Below are 16713 nucleotides of genomic sequence, written 5' to 3' on the forward strand. Positions count from 1 at the left end.
AACGAACACCATTCCTCTGGACGATCTTTCAAGCACGGCTGTAGCGTGAATTGACGATGCAGCAGGGTGATGGGGGCTCGGCGTGAGGCTCGATCCGCTCATCGGTTCAGCCTCACGATAGGTAGCACGTCAAGGAGTACTTCGATGCGTCGACCAGCCCGAACCTCGATCGGCACGAGACTGTTCGCGGCATCGACGCTTGTGCTCTTGTCCTCGGCATTGTTGCCTGCCTTGTCGGCTGCTCCCGCCGCGGCATCCCCTGCTGCTCAGCTGAACCGGTACTGCACCGACCACGGCGCCGTCGACCAGCTTCCCAATGGGCGCACCGTGTACTGCACCCAAGTCCAGCGCACGGATGCCTTCGTGTGGTCCTACAGCCGCGATCCGATCCCCAGCGACCCGAACGCCAGGCAATACACCTGCGACGAACAAGCATGCCGCTGGCCGGATGGCTCGTTCGTACCGAACTACCAGCGCTGCGGAATCCTGTGCGGCGAGCCGCCTACCAGCGGCGACATACAGAGTGGTCTCTACGACTGCTTCAGCACCGGCACGGACTTCGAGGACTGCGAGAAGCGCATCCGCTGATCTCGACGGCACTCAGGGAAGGCGATTCGATGGTTGAGCTGAACGCGGAAGACGCCCGGCAAGCGATCGCCGAACACACCGAGCGCCTGGCGGAGTCGGCTGCCGCGGCGGGACCTGAGGCCGCCGTGCCGACGGCCCCGAAGTGGACCATCGCCGATCTGGTCGAGCATGTGGGCCAGACCCAGCATTGGGTCGCGGAAATGGTCGAGCGCCGGATCACCGACCCCGGCCGATTGCCTACGGAGATGGTCCCCCTGCCCGCCGACCCTCGCGAATGGCAAGACTGGCTGGCGAATTCCGCTCGTCGGGTGACGAGCGCATGCTCGGATGACGCGCTCGATACACCGGTGTTCAACCCCGCCGCCGACGAGCGTTCCGGGACGCGATTCTGGCTTTCCAGCCTCCTCAACGAGGCTGTCGTCCACGGCTTCGACGCCGCCGCTGCGGCGAACCGGGCCACCGACATCGATGCCGGCATCGCGGCCGCGCTCGTCACCAATCATCTGGCGATGCTCACTTCGCCCACATGGGAAATGCAGCGGCCCGCATCCGCGCACGCTCTCCGCGGTACCGGTCAGACCTTGCAGTGGCGGGCCATCGACATCGGTGACGACACCGGTGCCTGGTTCATCGAGCGCCGGCCCGACAAGCCGGCATGGCAGCACGCAATCCGACCTGCCGATGTGACGGTGAGCGGCCCGGCCCAGTCGCTACTGCTGATCCTGACCCGCCGGCTTCCCCTCCCCGCACAGCAAGTGGGGGGCATCGAAATCAACGGCGATATCGATCTCGCCCGGCATTGGCTCGACCACACCGCCCACGTCAGCGGCTGACAGACACACCCCAGGCAGCCTGAACACGGGCACCATCGACCAGCCCATCACGCCAACGGGCAGACTGGCCTGATGGACTCATCGCATCCGGTATCCGAGGACGACCGCCAGTGAGCGCTCCCTACGTCCGGCGCGCGGTGCTGGACCGGCGCGAGGTGCCGTCCTTCGATGAGTATCCGTTCTCGCTGCCGGCCGTGCGGGGGCTCGCCGAGCTGGAGTTGCATCCGCGGGTGACCTTCGTCGTCGGTGAGAACGGCAGCGGGAAGTCGACGTTGCTGGAGGCCATCGCCACCGCGTGGGGTTTCAACCCTGAGGGCGGTACGAAGAACTTCAACTTCGCCACGCGCAGCTCGCATTCGCGACTCAATGAGCATCTGCGGCTGGTGAAGTCGATTCACCGGCCGCGGGACGGGTTCTTCCTGCGCGCCGAGAGCTTCTTCAATGTCGCCACCAATATCGAGGACCTGGACCGCGAGCCCGCGCCCGGACCGCCGCTGATCGACTCCTACGGTGGCGTGTCGTTGCACGAACAATCGCACGGGGAGTCGTTTTTCGCGCTGCTGATGCACCGGTTCGGCGGGCACGGATTCTATGTGCTCGACGAACCCGAAGCGGCCCTGTCCCCCAGCCGCCAGCTTGCCATGATCGCCCGCTTGCACGAACTGGTGAACGCGCGTTCGCAGTTCCTGATCGCCACCCACTCCCCCATCCTGATGGCCTATCCGGATGCCTGGATCTACCAGATCGGCGAAAACGGCTGCGAACTGGTCGAATACGAGGACACCGAGCACTACCGAGTCACTCGCACCTTCCTCGACAACCCGGCGAAATACCTCGACATGCTCCTGGAATGACCCCACGATATTTCGAGACTCCAGCGGGCAGTCTATCGACGAAGGGGGCGGTCCTTCGAAGGAGTGGACGATATGACACAACGGCTTTCGACAGCCGATCCCCAATGGTCGGATTGGATGCGGGAAAAGGACAGCCTGTGGAAGTGCCCGGCCGATCGCGTGCTCGTCGGGCGTGAACATCGCGGTGACGAGAACGGTAAGACCAGGTATCGATATGCGCGGCTGGTACTCGGTGAGGGAAACGACGCGGTCACCGCCACGGTCACGCCGGGTGAATGGAGCAGCCCGATGCGCGAGTCCGGCAGCCGATTCGTCGCCGAGGACAGCCGGGTGCTGATCGGGCGCGAGCATCAGGGTGATGAAGCCGGGGTGACCCGGTATCTCGTCGGCACCGTGGAGATCGACGGTCAGCCGGTGTCGCTCACCGACACCGGCTGGTCGGAATCCATGTCCGAGTCGGAGAGTCAGCTGGTCGCCCGCGACGGCGAGGTCATGATCGGCCGAGCGCATTCCGGCGACGAGAACGGTGCCACGCAACATCAGAACGCAGCGCCGATTCTCCCGGACTGACCATGGCGCCGGCTCCCGTTGTCACCGGCAGCGGGACGCCCGGAGTGGACGACTCGTGCAAGCCGATGCGGGCGTGCAGGCGGCGCAATGGTTTCGGCGCCCACCAGTTCAGGTCGCCGGCGATGCGCATGAACGCCGGCACCAGGACGCCGCGAATCAATGTGGCGTCGATCAGGACGGCCAGCGCGGTGCCTATGCCGAACATCTTCATGAACGACAGGCCGGTGGCGAACGACAGCAGGGTCACGGCGAGCAAGGCTGCCGCGCTGCTGACCAGGCGCCCGACCCGGCTCAGGCCTTCGATGGTGGCCTCGGTGGTGGCGGCGCCGGCATCGTGCGCCTCCTTGATGCGGCCGAGCAGGAATATCTCGTAGTCCACCGACAGGCTGAATGCGGTGCAGCACAACAGCACCACCATCGCGATGTTCAGTGGGGCGGGCGTGAAGCCGAGGACGCCGGCCAGATGACCGTCCTGGAATATCCAGACCATGGCGCCCAGTACTGCCGAGAGCATGAACAGGTTCAGCACCAGCGCCTTGATCGGCACCACAATGCTGCCGGTGAACAGGAACAGCAGCACCAGTGTGGCCGCCGCCATGATGCCCAGCGCAAGTGGCAGCCGGCCGGTGATAGCAGTGCGGCTGTCGATCAGCGACGCTGTCGGCCCGCCCACCGCATGCTCACCCGGTAGCGCCCGAATCGCGCGCACCAGGTCTTGCGCCGCCGGCGTCTGGGCACCCGCCGACAGCTGCACCCGCATGAATCCGGCTGTCTCCGAGGTGAATCCGGCGGCCGCCGGCCCCGGCCCGGCCAGCAGCGCGCCGCCCGCGTACCGCCCGAACGCACCGTCGACCTGCACGACGCCGGGCATGGCCGAGATCTGGCGGGCCAAGGGTTCGAGCGTCTGCGGGTCGTTGTCGGACAACACCGTCACCGCGTCGGCGATGTCGGTCGGATAGCTCTCACGGATCGAGGTGGTGACCTGCCGGGCAGTGGAGTCGGCCGGCAAGGCGCGTTCATCGGAGGTCGCGAGCTGCGCGTGCGTGAACGGGATGCCCATCAGCAACAGCAACACGATCACGCTCAGCGCCGCCCGCAGCGGGCGGCGGGTCACCGCCGCCGCGATGCCCCGCCACAATCGCGATGGCTGGGCCAGCCGATCCTGCCGCCGGGGCAGTCCCAGTGCGTCGACCCGTGTGCCGAGCAGACTCATCAGTGCGGGTAGCACGACGATCGCGCCCAGGGCTGCCAGCAGCACCACCACGATCGCGGCGATGCCGACCGACCGGAGGAAGGCGGTGGGGAACACCAGCATTCCCGACATCGCGACGGTGACCGTGGCCGCGCTGAACGCGATGGTGCGCCCGGCCGTGGCGACCGTCTCCACGACGGCCGCCCCGGGCTCGTGGCCGCGGTGGCGCTCCTCGCGAAATCGCGACACCATCAGCAGGCCGAAGTCGATCGCCAGTCCGAGCCCGAACGCGGTGGCGACGGTGAGCGCGTAGACCGACACGTCGGTTACGTGGGCCAGCCAGAACAGCACGAGTGTCGTGGACAGGATCGAGACGAGGCCGACTGCCAGCGGCAGCAGCGCCGCCACCACGCCGCCGAACACCACGATCAGCAACAGCAGGGTCGCCGGCACCGCGATCGATTCGGAGACAACGAGATCCCGGTGCACGCGGTTGTCGATGTCGTTGGTCACGCCGAGCTTGCCGCCGGCCCGGACCTGGATCACCGGGTCGTCGGCGGGTAGCTGGTCCACGATCTCGCTGGTCAGCCGCGCTGCGGTATCCGGACTGCCGTTGGGGTGCAGCAAGATCAGTCCTGAACGGCCGTCCCTGCTGCGCAAATCACTTGAACCGGCGCCGGATTCGATGCCCGAGCCGGTAGGCCAGTACGAACCGATCACCGTCACCGGTTCGGTGGCGAAGCGTTGCACCACGTGCCCTACCGCGGTCGCCACCGCGGGATCGTCGATATTGCCGCTGCGCGCGGTCACCTGCAGCACCAGATCCGGTGAGCCCCCGAACCGGGTATCGAGGATGTCCTGCACCCGCGCGGACTCCGAGTGCTCGTCATCGAAGCCGCCGACCTGCAGTCGCTCGGAAACCCCGGAACCGAGCACCCCGGCGAGTGCGAGGAACGAGACGGTAACTGCCAGCACCAGTTTGGGATGCGCGACGACGAGCAGAGCCAGACGTCTCAGCATGGCAGGCTCGCTTCCGCCCGGGCATAACGGCGCAGCAGCGACCGCAGGTGACCGAACAGTTCATCGCTGCTCTCGACAAGGTAGAAATGACCGCCGGGAAAGGTCCGCACCGTGCTGTGACCGATGGTGTGCCCGCGCCAGGCCGCCAGGTCGAATTCGTCGACCATCGGGTCGGCGTCGCCGCCGAAGATGTGGATCGGGCACGGTAGCGCCGGTCCGGCGCTGTCGCGGTCACCGGCGCACAGCCGCAGGTCGTCACGGATCACCGGAAGCATCGCGGCCAGCAGCGGGGAACATTCCAGGAGTTGCGCCGGCATACCGCCGAGATCGGTGAGCAGCCTGATCAGTGTCGCGTCGTCGAGCCCACCGGTCAGCGGTAGCGCCAGCGGCAATCCCGGTGCGGCACAACCGGATACCAGCAGCGCGCGGGGCGCGGTACGTCCGGCACGGTGGCGGCGGCAAGCCAGCCGGTAGGCGATCTCGGCGCCCATACTGTGCCCGAAGAACAGATGCGGTCCGGTGAGGTACTCGTCGAGCTGGTCGTCGAGGTCCGCGACCAGTTCCGCCATATCGGTGCGACAGGGTTCCGCGGCGCGGCGTTCCCGTCCGGGCAGCAGCACCGGGCAGACCGTCGCGTGCGGGTGCAGCGCCTGCTGCCACCCGCGGAACAACGAGTCGCCGCCGCCGACGTGGTGGAAGCAGAACAGCCGCAGGCCGGGTTCGCTCACCGCCCGATCCAGGTAGCGGGTCATCGCAGTGCCGCCATTTCCTCGGCGAGCGCCTGCACGGTCTGCCGGATCTGGTCCTCGGTGTGGCAGGCGGTGACGAAGAATCGCAGCCGGGCTTTCTCTTCGGGCACCGCCGGATACAGGATCGGGTTGACGTTGATTCCGCGCCGCAGCAGCGCCGACGACAGAGCGAGGGTCTTCATCGAATCGCCGACGATGCAGGGGATCACCGGCGTCGCGAAGCTGTCGCCGGTGTCGATCCCGATCTCCTTGGCCAGCTTCAGGAACAGCTCCGACCGGTCCCGCAGCTGTTCGAGCAGTTCGGGCCGCCCCCGCAGTTGCCGCAGCGCCGCGAGGGAGGCCGCCGCGTTCGAGGGGGTGATGCCGACGCTGTAGATGAACCCGGGCGTGGTGTATTTGAGGTATCGGATGAGCGCGGCACTGCCCGCCACGTACCCGCCGCAGCCGGCCAGCGCCTTGGACATCGTGCCCGACCACAGTTCCACATCGCCGCGGTCCACACCGAAATGCTCGCCGATGCCCGCGCCGGTCGCGCCGAGGACGCCGATGCTGTGCGCCTCGTCGATCATGAGCAGCGCACGGTGTCGTTTCTTCACCGCGATGATCGCGGGCAGATCCGGAATGTCGCCGTCCTGGCTGTAGATGCCCTCGATCACGATGAGCACGCGCCGGTACTGGTGGCGGATGTCGGTGAGGATCCGGTCGAGCGCGGCGTGGTCGTTGTGCGGGAAGGGCCGCCGGGTGGCGCCGGACAGCTTGCAGCCCTGCACGATACTGTCGTGGGCCAGGCTGTCGTGGATGATCAGGTCGCCCTCCCCGACCAGGTGCCCGATCACGGTGACATTGGTGGCATGCCCACTGACCAGTGCGATCGCGTCCTCGGCGCCCAGCAGTGCGGCCAGTTCACGTTCGAGTTCGGTGTGAATCGGCTTCTCGCCCGACAGCATTCGGCTGGCCGAGCAGGAGCTGCCGTAGCGCGCCACCGCGTCCTGCACGGCCGACACGACCGCGGGGTGTCCCGACAGGCCGAGGTAGTTGTAGCTGGAGAAGGTCAGCACCTGCTCGCCGCCGATCGTCGAGGTGTCCCGGCTGATGCCGTCGTTGACGAGGAAGTACGGGTTGCTCATGCCCATCTGTTCGGCCAGCGCGATGCGCTCGGCGATCGCCTTGACCTCGGGAAAGTCCTCGATGCGGTGCTGGGCTTCGACAGCCGCGCTAGGGTGGGCGACCGGTTCGGGGACGCCCGGTCGCGGTTCCGGGACGACCGGCTCCCGACCCGGCACGAGCGCGATCACGTCGCCGAGAGTTGTTGCGGGCGTGTACCACTCGGGTTCGACGACCAGTCCCGGGAACTTGCGGCCGAGGGCGTTGAGCAGATCGGCGATCATGATCGAGTCGAATCCCAGGTCGCCGGACAGGGTTTGGCCGCTCGCGAGTTTGCCCGCGGGGAATCCGCTGACCCGGGCCGCCTCCGCGCGCACCGCCTCGGCGACGTCCGCTCCTTGCGGCTCGTGCGAATCCGGCTGCCGGTCCGGTGACTGGGCGGACGGGATGTGCGTGGGGGCCGAGCTGCCTGTGGCCACGGCGGTGAGAACCGCGGCTTGTTCCCGAAAGAGTGCGATCAGCTCGTTCATGACGCCTTCCGTGGTCGGTGCGGTTGCGGGGGTTTCGAGCTCGGGAGTGGCTGTGTCGTGTTCGATCCAGAAGCGGGTGGCGGTGGAGAACTCGTGACCGCCGAGCCGGTGGCGCACCCGGGCCGCATCGTCGTAGAGGACATCCCAATTCGGGTTCAGGCCGTCGCGGTAGAGCGCCGCGATGGTCGCGGCCAGCTCGTCGCCGGTCGCATCCGGTCCGGGGCAGGGCGCCGGCACCGGCCGGTCGATCCCGTGTGCCCGGGCGATCATGGGAGCCAGCACGCGCCGCGGACCGACTTCGATCAGATGGGTGGGCTCGGCGCGCATCGCGGCCGCCGCCGCGTCGGCGAATTGCACCGTGGCGTGGACGTGTTCCACCCAGTAGGCGGCGTCCATCGGTTCGCCGGGCTCGAGCAGGCGTCCGCGGACGGTCGAATAGATCGGGATCTCGGGTTGCTGATACCGGCATTCGGCGGCCACCTCGGCGAAGGCCTCGAGCATCGGCCGCATCAGCGGTGAGTGGAACGCGTGCGAGACCGGCAGTGAGCGCACCGTGATCCCGCGGTCGGCGATCTGTGCCCCGAGCCGGGCGACGGCGTCGGCGGCGCCGGAGATCACCACCTCGCCCGGGCCGTTCACCGCGGCGATGGCCACTGTGGACTCGGTGGCGATCAGCGCACCCACTTCCTCCGCCGTACCACGCACCGCCAGCATCGATCCCGCGCCGGTCAGCTGTTGCATGAGTCGCCCGCGCGCGCAGATCAACCGGCACGCATCCTCCACGCTCAGCACACCGGCGAACGTGGCGGCCGCGTATTCGCCGACGCTGTGGCCCAGCAGCCAGGCCGGCTCGACGCCGAGCTCGGAGAGCGCGCGGGCCAGCGCGTACTCGACGGCGAAGATCGCCGGCTGGGCGAAGTCGGTGCGATCCACGAGTTCGCTGTCGCCGAGCAGCAATTCGGTCACCGACGACCCCAGGTGCGGGGTCAGCTGCGCGTCCACCGCCGCCAGCGCCGCCCGGTACGCCGGACTGCGTTCGTAGAGCGCCCGCGACATCCCCCGATACTGTGCGCCCTGACCGGGAAACAACCATCCGATCGACAACGGCTGCGCGACACCGCAATCGACGTCTTCTCCCCCGGCGGCGGCATGCAAGGCCGACACCGCGTGCGCGCGGTCGGTGACCGCCACGCCCAGCCGGTACCGGCCCGAAGACCGCGCCAGATTGCTGGACCAGCACAGCCGGTTCAACGCGGCGGGGTCGTCGCCGATCCGCGCGGCGAGCTGGGAGGCGTTGCGCCGCAACCCGTCCCGGTCGTTCGAGGAGACGGTGAGCACGCCGCCGCCGTCGGTCGCCGCCGGAATCGAGGTCTCCGGTGCGCTGGACAGCAGCATGTGCGCATTGGTGCCGCCCATGCCGAAGCTGCTGACCGCGCCGTGAATCAGGCCCTGCGGCAACGGCATCGGCTCGGCGAGCAGCCGCAGGCCGTGCTCGGCCAGCCGCAGCCGTGGATTCTCGTCGGCGGCGTACCGGGTGGGCGGCACCAGGCGGTGGCGCAGGCTCAGTGCCACTTTGATCAGTCCGGCGATGCCGGCCGCGCCCTCGGTGTGGCCGAGGTTGCCCTTGATCGATCCGAGCGCACACGGCCGGGGCCGCGGCACCGCGTGCACCGCGCCGAGCGCCTTGGCCTCGATCATGTCGCCCAGCACCGTGCCGGTGCCGTGCGCCTCGACGAAGGCGACTTGCGCGGCGTTCACCCCGGCCCGCCGGTAGGCTTCGGCGATAACCTGTTGCTGTGCCCAGCGATTGGGCGCGGTGATGCCGTTGCTGCGCCCGTCGTTGTTCACCGCGCTGCCGGTGATCACGGCGTAGATCGGCAGCCCGTCCGCCTGGGCGTCGGCCAGCCGGCGCAGCACCAGCACCGCCACGCCCTCACCGCGGCCCATCCCGTCGGCCTTGCCGCTGAACGGTTTGCACCGCCCGTCCGGGGCCGCGACGCCGGCCTGGGTGTAGAAGACGTTGAGGGCCGGCGTGATCGCGATATTGACCCCGGCCGCCAGCGCTTGATCGCACTCTCCCGCCGCCAGCGCGGCACACGCCTGATGCACCGCGACCAGGGAGGACGAGCAGGCGGTGTCGATCGCCAGGCTCGGGCCGTTGAGGTCGAGGTGGTAGGAGATCCGGTTTGCGGTCATGAAATAGCCGTTCCCGGTGCCGATCTGGGGTGTGATGCGGGTGTAGTCGCGCATGTGCACGGCCGCCCACTCGTTGGCCATGACGCCCACGAAGACACCGGTGCGCGACTTGGCCTGGCGGCGGGGATCGAGCGTGGCGTCTTCGAAGGCGCGCCAGGCGGCCTGCAGCAGCAGTCGCTGTTGCGGGTCCATGGCGGCCGCCTCTCGGGGTGTGATGCCGAAGAACTCGTAGTCGAATGCGTCGGCGTCGCAGAGGAATCCGCCGTTGCGGTTGTTGACCGTTCCGGGCCCACCGTCCGGGTCGTGCAGATCCGCGGCCTGCCAGCGCTGTGCGGGGACTTCGGTGACGGCGTCGGTCCCGGCCAGCAGCAACTGCCACAGCGCGTGCGCGTCCGGGGCCTGCGGGAAACGGCAGTCGAGACCGACGATCGCGATGGGTTGTGCGGTGTGACGCGGCGTTGTGAGCTCCGGCTCCCTCATGCGGCCGACTCCCGGTCTCCGGCGGCCTCGTCCGCGATGAAGCCGGCCAGGTCGACGATCGTCGGGTAGTCGAAGACGATGGTGGCGTCGAGTTGCAGCTCCCACCGGTCCTCGATTTCGCCGCACAGGCTCACCGCGCACGCCGAGTCGAGGCCGAGTTCAGCCAGCGGCACGGTGGCATCGACGGCGTGCGGGGGCGCATCGAGATAGGCGGCGACCCGGCCGACCAGCCAGGTGACGATCGAATTCTGTTCGCGGATCATCGTGCGATGGCGCATCATGGTGTGCTCCTTTCGGTTTCGGTCGGCCGGATCAGGCGTTCGCGGCAGCGCGCAGCCTGCGCACGGACGGTTCGATCTCTTCGTGCAGGACCGCGTCGAGCGTGTTGTCGAGGAAGGCCGATCGCATCGAGTTGCGCTGCACCTTCCCGCTGGTCGTGCGATGCACACTGCGGTGCTCCACCAGCACCACGTTCGGCGCGGGCAGCTCGAACGCTTCGGCTATCGCGGTGCGGATCCGGGCCGCCAGTTCGGCGGTGGTGCAGTCGCCCAGCGCGGCGGTCCGTACGCCTTGGATCAGCACCAGCCGCTCCTGCCGGCCGGTATCGACACCCACCACGGCGCCTATCGCGTCGGCCAGCGCCGGATGCAGTGCGCGGACGGCGTCCTCGATATCGCTCGGGTACAGGTTGCGGCCGTTGACGATGATCAGATCCTTGATCCGCCCGGTCACGAAGATCTCCCCGGCGTGGATGGCGCCGAGATCGCCGGTGCGCAGGTACGGCCCTCGCGCTGCCAGGCGCGCGCCGAATTTCTCCGCGGTGTCCATGGGCCGGTTCCAATAGCCCTGTGCCACACTGGCTCCGGCGATCCAGATCTCTCCCACGTGTCCGTCGGGCAGTGCCTGCCCACTGCGTGGATCCACGATCCGGATCTCGATGCCCGGCCCGGGTTTCCCGTTGCCGACCAAGCGGATACCGGCGTCGGCGGGCACCAGTCGGCGATCTTCGAGCGAGGCCCGGTCGAAGGTCACGGTGGTGAGCGGGTGCCCGGCCCGGCTGGCCGACGCGACCAGCGTCACCTCGGCCAAACCGTAGGCGGCGACAAAGGTCTCGGCGGCGAATCCGGCCGGGCCCAGCCGCTCGATCACGGTCTCGAGGGTCTGCGGCCGGATCGGTTCGGCGCCGGCCAAGGCCACCCGCAGCGACGAGAGATCCAGTGCGGTCAGCTGTTCCGCGCGCACTCGCCGGGCGATCAACTCGTAGGCGAAGTTCGGTGCGACCGTCACCGCGGCGCGATAGCGGTGGATCGCGTCGAGCAGGATCGTGGGCCGTTTGAGGAAGGTCAGCGGTGACATGAACACCAAGCTCCCGCCGCTGTAGAGGGGCTGTAGCAGCATGCCGATCAAGCCCATGTCGTGAAAGTGCGGCAGCCAGCCCACCCCGGTATCGGCGTCGGTGAGATCGAGGACCGCGCTGGTGACGTCCGCGTTGTGCAGCAGATTGCCATGGGTGACGACCACACCCTTGGGCTCGCTGGTGGAGCCGGAGGTGTACTGCAGGAAAGCGACTGTGTCGCTGTCGATCTCGGGCATCGCCCAGGCGTCGGCATCCGCGAGCCCGGCGGTATCGGTCGCGGTGATCGACACCGGAACACCCGCTTCCCGCACCCAGGCGGTGAGCGGCTCCGCGAACGCGCCGACGGTGAGCACCAGTTCGGCGCCGGTGTCGGCGAGTATGCCCGCTACCCGCGCCATACTGCGCGCGTCGTGCGGGATCGGAGCCGGTACCGCGATGACTCCCGCGTAGAGGCAGCCGAGAAAGGCCCGCAGGAATTCGAGGCCGGGCGGATACAACAGCAGCACCGGCTGACCCGCCTCCGGGCGTTGTGCCAGCCAGACCGCCATCGCCCGCGCATCCCGATCGAGTTCGCGATAGCTGACCGCCTCCTCGGCCAGCCCGCGCTGCTGCTCGCGCAGAAAGGTGTAATGCCTTGTATCGCCGTACGCCTCGGTCTGTCGACGGACGTGCGAAACGAAAGTCGAACGCATGCGTGCACTCCCCCAGTGGTCTGATTCGTGAATGGACGCGGCTGTTCCGCCGCCCCCCTGTCGATCTCCCCTTGCACCTTGCATAAGGAATCTTCTATGCCGAAGCACGCACGAAACAGCCACCCAAGGTGGAGATCACCATCACCCCGCGGGGGCCGGGTTCACCGGCGCGGGTGAATACCGGTCATAGCGCCCGCAGCGCGGCGGCCGCAGGGCGGCGCGGAGCCGACGGGAACCGTTCGGCCGGATAGCCCAGGCGGGCGATGAAGAAGACCCGGCCGGGCAGATCGAAGCCGGCCTGCAGCTCGCGACGCAGATCCTCGTGCTGGATGACGACGCTGACCGGATGCAGCACCAACCCGAATGCCGTTGCGCGCAGCCAGTAGTCCAGCAACACCCCGCCCGCCGTCACCAGATCCCACTCCGGGTCGGCGGAATCGGGCAGGCTCATGGACACGATGACCGGCGACCGCCGGACGATCGCGGCGAGCTTTCCGGACAGCAATCTCGGGAATCCGGTCAGCCGTAGAGCACTCATGGCGGCCGGGGCGAGCACCACCCTGCGCAACAGCAGACTGCCCGTCGACAGCGGCCCGAACAACGTGGTGAAGGCATAGCCGTCACCCCGAATCCGCGCTTCGGTCTCGGTGCGGCGAATGAACGAATACGCCTCCCGCCACGCCGCCCGATGAGCAAATTCACGGCCGCCGTGCCGAGCAACGAAGGCGGCGAACAGGTTTCGGTCTCGCTCGATGGTCAGGTGGCGAATGTGGACCCGGGGTTCGGCGACCGCGCCCCGCATCCCGAGTTCCCCGAGAACGGTGGACGGCACCGCCCGATCGAGGTACGGACCCCGGTTCGTGTGCCGTCGCCCTGCTATCGACCGCAGGTCATCGAGAGATCCATCCGGGGCGCCGTTGAAGTGGAACCGCGCCACGCGCAAGGGAGTCCAGGTCGGCGGCAGCTCGGACAGCTCGGGCATCGACTCGGTGTCGACCACCCAGCCCTGCGCCGCAAGCGCCAGATGCAACAGCCGCCAGAACAGTCCGCAACTGACCCGCATTTCCGCGCGGTGAGCGGGCAAGGTCCGCAGCTCCCGGTCCCGGTCCGACACCAGCAGGAGGGCTTCCGGCCCCAGGCGGACAAGCACCCAGGGCTGGCAATTGTGCGACGACGGACTGGTCGCCGCGATCTTCAAAGCATTCGCGAGAGCATCGTCGAAATGAGTCGTCAGCAACGCAGCCCACCCCCGTTGGTCTGATTCGTGCACCGGTCGCGGCAGCATCGCCGCCCCCAGCGATCCCCCGCACCGAAAATCTTCGGTCCGGAAGCACCCACGAAACAGACCCCCAAGGTGGCGCTCACCATCACCCCGCAGAACCGAACTCACCGCAGCAGGTGAGCTCTCGCTGTTTCGTGATCAGCAGTGCCAGATTAGGCAATTCATATTGTGGCGCAATCGGTTCCGGCTTGGAGCAGCAGCGGGTCGTGGACGCCGATGAACCGGCCTTCGCGCAGATCACCGGTCAACGGCACCACCGCGGCCGCGACCCGCAGCTCCGGATCCAAACCAGCCCAGACCCGTTCGAGCAGCTCGGGCCATGGCGCGTTCACCTGCACCGCGACCGGTTGTCCGCTGGTCACCACCGTCGCGGTATCGCCCGCGTAGGTGGTCGTGGCGTAGCCTTCGCCGACGGCGAGTGCGGGCACATGCACCAGATTGTGCAGTGATGACGGCGCATCGGGCCACCGCCGGTGCGCCACCGCCCCGGACATGATCACCTCCCGCACGTCTGCCCCGTCCACGATCGCGGTCGCGGTGATGCGCGGGGTCAGGATCGGCGGATCGGGCTCACACTCCAATTCGGTCAACGCCTTCCACATCGAGGCTCCGGCAGCGACATTCGCTACGACCTCACCGACCTGGGTGCCATTGCCGACCACGATCCGATCATCGCCGGTGCGCATGATCGCGACGTAATGGCGCAGCGGGTCCGACGGTCCTGCCGTGGTGTCCACGATCTCGAGCTCGTCCGGGCCGACGACCATCCGCCGCGACCGGCTCGCCTCGCTCCGGCCGGTCAGCCAGTACGCGGCGAACCCTGCGCCGTCGGCATCGCGCCCGAGCACGATCCCACGACCGGGATACCGGTATCGCACCACGAACTCATCGAAACCCAAGGTCATGAGCCGGGATTCTAGGGCTCGCTTCCTCCCAGGGGTGTTTCGAGGTCAGTCGGCGGGTGGGCGCGTGATCGGCTCGGTTCGGCGATGCCGGCCGGCCGGGGCCGCCGGGGGCAGCCATACCGACGGAAGTCGCAGGGTCGGGGCGTCGAGGCAGGCGTTGAGGTAGTCGCGGAAGGCTTCGAGTGTGCCGTAGCGGGCCAGGATCTGTCCCAGCAGCTGTTGTGCGTCGGTACTGAGAATCCGCTGCTGCATCCGGTGGTCTCCCCGCTCTGTGCCGCGACGTTGTGGATCGACATGTGTGCAGGCATTCTGCCCCACCGACACCAGCTACCGCCGGGATATCTGTGACTCCGGAAGGCCGGTTTCACGCCAAAACGCGCCATTCATCCGGTATTCGCCCCGCTCGGGTCCCGCTTTCGGAATACCGTCGCAGACGGGGAATCCTCGACAGGCTTGCGTCTTGCGCGGATACGGTTATCGAGGCGCAGTCATGTTTCGGATTCCTCCGGACGCCACCGCGTTTCGTCCCGCGGCGGCGTCCCGGTGTCCCGCTCGACGCCGCCCGCTAGAGCGGGACACCAGCGCGAATGGAGGGGAGACTGATCGGTGGCGGCCGCCGGGCAGGGCGAGCCGCCGCCGATCAGTCGAGGACACCCACGGCTACGGCGAACGAAAGAAAGGCATCCCACGCCTCATCGGAGAACCACAGTTCGGGGCCACCAGGGTATTTGGAATCCCGTACTCCCACTTCACCGACGGTATGGCAGACCTCGATGCACTCCTGGACTCCTTGGCTGTAGCTGCTTTTGAACCACCCGGCGTGGGCGGGGTCAACGTTCACGCCTCATACTCCTTCGCGATCCTTCTCAGCAGCAGGCGACTGTCCTCCGGGCTCGAGGACGCGTCGTGGAGTGCTGCCGATACCGCACGATAGCGCTCGAGGTCGGCCGCTTTCTGCAGATAGATGTCGGCTGTGAGAACGCTCTCGAGATACACGACAGGGGGCTCGACCGGGCGGCCCTTGCTGTCCGTACCGAAGTCGAGAATCACGAACGGGCCCGGGAGCAGGCCCATGGGGATACCTGCGCCGAATGGGAGCACGCGCAGTTCGATATTGGGGCGGGTCCCGGCATCGGCCAAGTGGCGCAGTTGTTTTGCCATGATGCGAGGGTCACCGACCAGGCGCCGCAATGCGGATTCGTGGAGGACGACGTCCAACGCGACAGGTGTCGTCTTCCGGGTCACGATCGCCTGTCGTCGCAGCCGCAGGTCGACGAATCGGCGGATTTCCGCATCGGGCACGTCCCGCAGGTGATTTCGAGTCATGGTCCAGGCGTAATCGGGCGTCTGCAGTAGGCCGGGAACCAGTTCCTGGTATGAAACCAGCTGTCTTGCTGCGGCTTCCAGGCCGACGTAGTGGTCGAAGCGGCCGGGAATGGGGTCGCCGTATTCCTGGTACCAGGTCTTCGCTGCGGCTTGCTCGGCGAGGCGCTTCATTGCGGCGGTGTCCTCGGCAGAACAGTCGTAGATCTCGCAGAGGTGCGCGACGATTCGGACACGCACCTTGTCAGCGGTGCCCTTCTCCAGACGGTGCAGCGTGGATGTTCCGATCTCCACCACCTTGGCTGCCTGCGCCATGGTCATGCCGACCTCCTCGCGGTACTGACGCAGGAATCTCCCGAGCTGGCGTCGTGGCAGGGTGCTGTCTTCGTCGGCCATCGCTGGTTACCCCCAGGTACCGGAAAGGCTGGACCGCATCGAACGAAATCAGTGTGGCACCGGAACCGGAAACGCACCTGGGGAAATGGCAATTCTCGTTTGGAATTCCAGGAACTGCTCGCTGCCGCCCACCTGCGGTGATGTCGTATTTCCGTACCGCCACACCGAGTTCCGGCCGGGTGGGAACGCCCACAATCCGAGGGGTTTCACGATGGTGTCCGCCGTCATTCAGCTTGTCCTCGTCACTGCCGCCGTACTGGCCTGCCTAGCCGTGATCGTCTGGGGGATCTCCGCCGACCATGCCCAAAACCCGCCCGCGCCAACGGATTCGTTCCTGGTCGCGGGCGGGCGGCGATTCCATCAGGTCCCGGTCGGCAACACCCGCCGCCTGCGCGGCCGGCATCGAGCCGGGTGACGGCATGTACTCACGGCTCACTCACTACCGCATCCCCGCCACCGTTCAGCTGAGCCCCATCACCGTCAAATGCCTGCTGTGGCGGCACCGGAATTGCGTCGAAGGCGACTCGCCCGCCCCCTCACCGGTTTCGTGCAACGCCAAGCGGCAACTCGTCACGATCCATCGCGACAACGCCTGGACCTGGACGCTCCCGGCCCCCGATGATCGGGACACGCTTCACCGCC

At 67.7% G+C, this 16713-nt stretch carries 15 protein-coding genes; 5 read left to right on the forward strand and 10 right to left on the reverse strand.

From position 1 onward, the window contains the following. Positions 1 to 144 precede the first annotated feature (144 nt). The 4 genes from LTV02_RS12790 to LTV02_RS12805 all read left to right on the forward strand — a co-directional run bounded on the left by LTV02_RS12790 (position 145) and on the right by LTV02_RS12805 (position 2845). Positions 145 to 588 (forward strand): hypothetical protein, encoded by a 444-nt coding sequence (locus LTV02_RS12790; RefSeq protein ID WP_233040212.1) that lies wholly within the window; start codon positions 145 to 147, stop codon positions 586 to 588. 29 nt (positions 589 to 617) lie between these two features. Further along, complete coding sequence (locus tag LTV02_RS12795; RefSeq protein ID WP_332909596.1) at positions 618 to 1421, forward strand: maleylpyruvate isomerase family mycothiol-dependent enzyme; 804 nt, start codon at positions 618 to 620, stop codon at positions 1419 to 1421. Between the two features lie 110 nt (positions 1422 to 1531). Beyond that, complete coding sequence (locus tag LTV02_RS12800; protein WP_233040214.1) at positions 1532 to 2275, forward strand: AAA family ATPase; 744 nt, start codon at positions 1532 to 1534, stop codon at positions 2273 to 2275. A gap of 72 nt (positions 2276 to 2347) precedes the next feature. Then, on the forward strand, positions 2348 to 2845 hold the full coding sequence (locus LTV02_RS12805) for a hypothetical protein (RefSeq protein ID WP_233040215.1): 498 nt from the start codon (positions 2348 to 2350) through the stop codon (positions 2843 to 2845). Here the strand turns inward: LTV02_RS12805 and LTV02_RS12810 are convergent. From LTV02_RS12810 to LTV02_RS12855, 10 genes are all read right to left on the reverse strand, one after another. Continuing rightward, entirely contained in the window at positions 2766 to 5057 is a 2292-nt protein-coding gene (locus LTV02_RS12810; RefSeq protein WP_233040216.1) for an MMPL family transporter, read from the reverse strand. The two genes, LTV02_RS12805 and LTV02_RS12810, sit on opposite strands and share 80 nt — an antisense overlap. Continuing rightward, entirely contained in the window at positions 5051 to 5809 is a 759-nt protein-coding gene (locus LTV02_RS12815; RefSeq protein ID WP_233040217.1) for a thioesterase II family protein, read from the reverse strand. Before LTV02_RS12815 ends, LTV02_RS12810 begins: the two co-directional genes overlap by 7 nt. Then, a complete protein-coding gene (locus LTV02_RS12820) occupies positions 5806 to 10116 on the reverse strand; it encodes a type I polyketide synthase (protein WP_233040218.1) in 4311 nt (1436 codons plus the stop codon). The genes LTV02_RS12815 and LTV02_RS12820 overlap by 4 nt, the downstream gene beginning before the upstream one ends. Further along, positions 10113 to 10397: an acyl carrier protein gene (locus LTV02_RS12825; protein ID WP_233040219.1), complete on the reverse strand. Its 285-nt coding sequence runs from the start codon at positions 10395 to 10397 to the stop codon at positions 10113 to 10115. Before LTV02_RS12825 ends, LTV02_RS12820 begins: the two co-directional genes overlap by 4 nt. 31 nt (positions 10398 to 10428) lie before the next feature. After that, a complete protein-coding gene (locus LTV02_RS12830; RefSeq protein WP_233040220.1) occupies positions 10429 to 12165 on the reverse strand; it encodes a fatty acyl-AMP ligase in 1737 nt (578 codons plus the stop codon). 184 nt (positions 12166 to 12349) lie between these two features. Continuing rightward, positions 12350 to 13402: a hypothetical protein gene (locus LTV02_RS12835; RefSeq protein WP_233040221.1), complete on the reverse strand. Its 1053-nt coding sequence runs from the start codon at positions 13400 to 13402 to the stop codon at positions 12350 to 12352. Positions 13403 to 13608: 206 nt separating this feature from the next. Continuing rightward, positions 13609 to 14352: an IMP cyclohydrolase gene (locus LTV02_RS12840; RefSeq protein ID WP_233040222.1), complete on the reverse strand. Its 744-nt coding sequence runs from the start codon at positions 14350 to 14352 to the stop codon at positions 13609 to 13611. 45 nt (positions 14353 to 14397) lie between these two features. Next, positions 14398 to 14604 (reverse strand): hypothetical protein, encoded by a 207-nt coding sequence (locus tag LTV02_RS12845; protein ID WP_233040223.1) that lies wholly within the window; start codon positions 14602 to 14604, stop codon positions 14398 to 14400. A 388-nt stretch (positions 14605 to 14992) separates the two neighbouring features. Continuing rightward, the gene (locus LTV02_RS12850) at positions 14993 to 15193 is read right to left on the reverse strand and encodes a DUF397 domain-containing protein (protein WP_233040224.1); all 201 of its coding nucleotides are present in this window, start codon (positions 15191 to 15193) and stop codon (positions 14993 to 14995) included. Beyond that, positions 15190 to 16071, reverse strand: a complete 882-nt coding sequence (locus LTV02_RS12855) for a helix-turn-helix domain-containing protein (RefSeq protein ID WP_233040225.1) — start codon at positions 16069 to 16071, stop codon at positions 15190 to 15192. The genes LTV02_RS12850 and LTV02_RS12855 overlap by 4 nt, the downstream gene beginning before the upstream one ends. Before the next feature lie 211 nt (positions 16072 to 16282). On the opposite strand from LTV02_RS12855, the gene LTV02_RS12860 reads away from it, so the two are divergent. Next, positions 16283 to 16486, forward strand: a complete 204-nt coding sequence (locus LTV02_RS12860) for a hypothetical protein (protein WP_233040226.1) — start codon at positions 16283 to 16285, stop codon at positions 16484 to 16486. The last annotated feature ends 227 nt before the right edge of the window (positions 16487 to 16713 follow it).

The organism is Nocardia yamanashiensis (assembly GCF_021183565.1).
Lineage (GTDB): Bacteria > Actinomycetota > Actinomycetes > Mycobacteriales > Mycobacteriaceae > Nocardia > Nocardia yamanashiensis.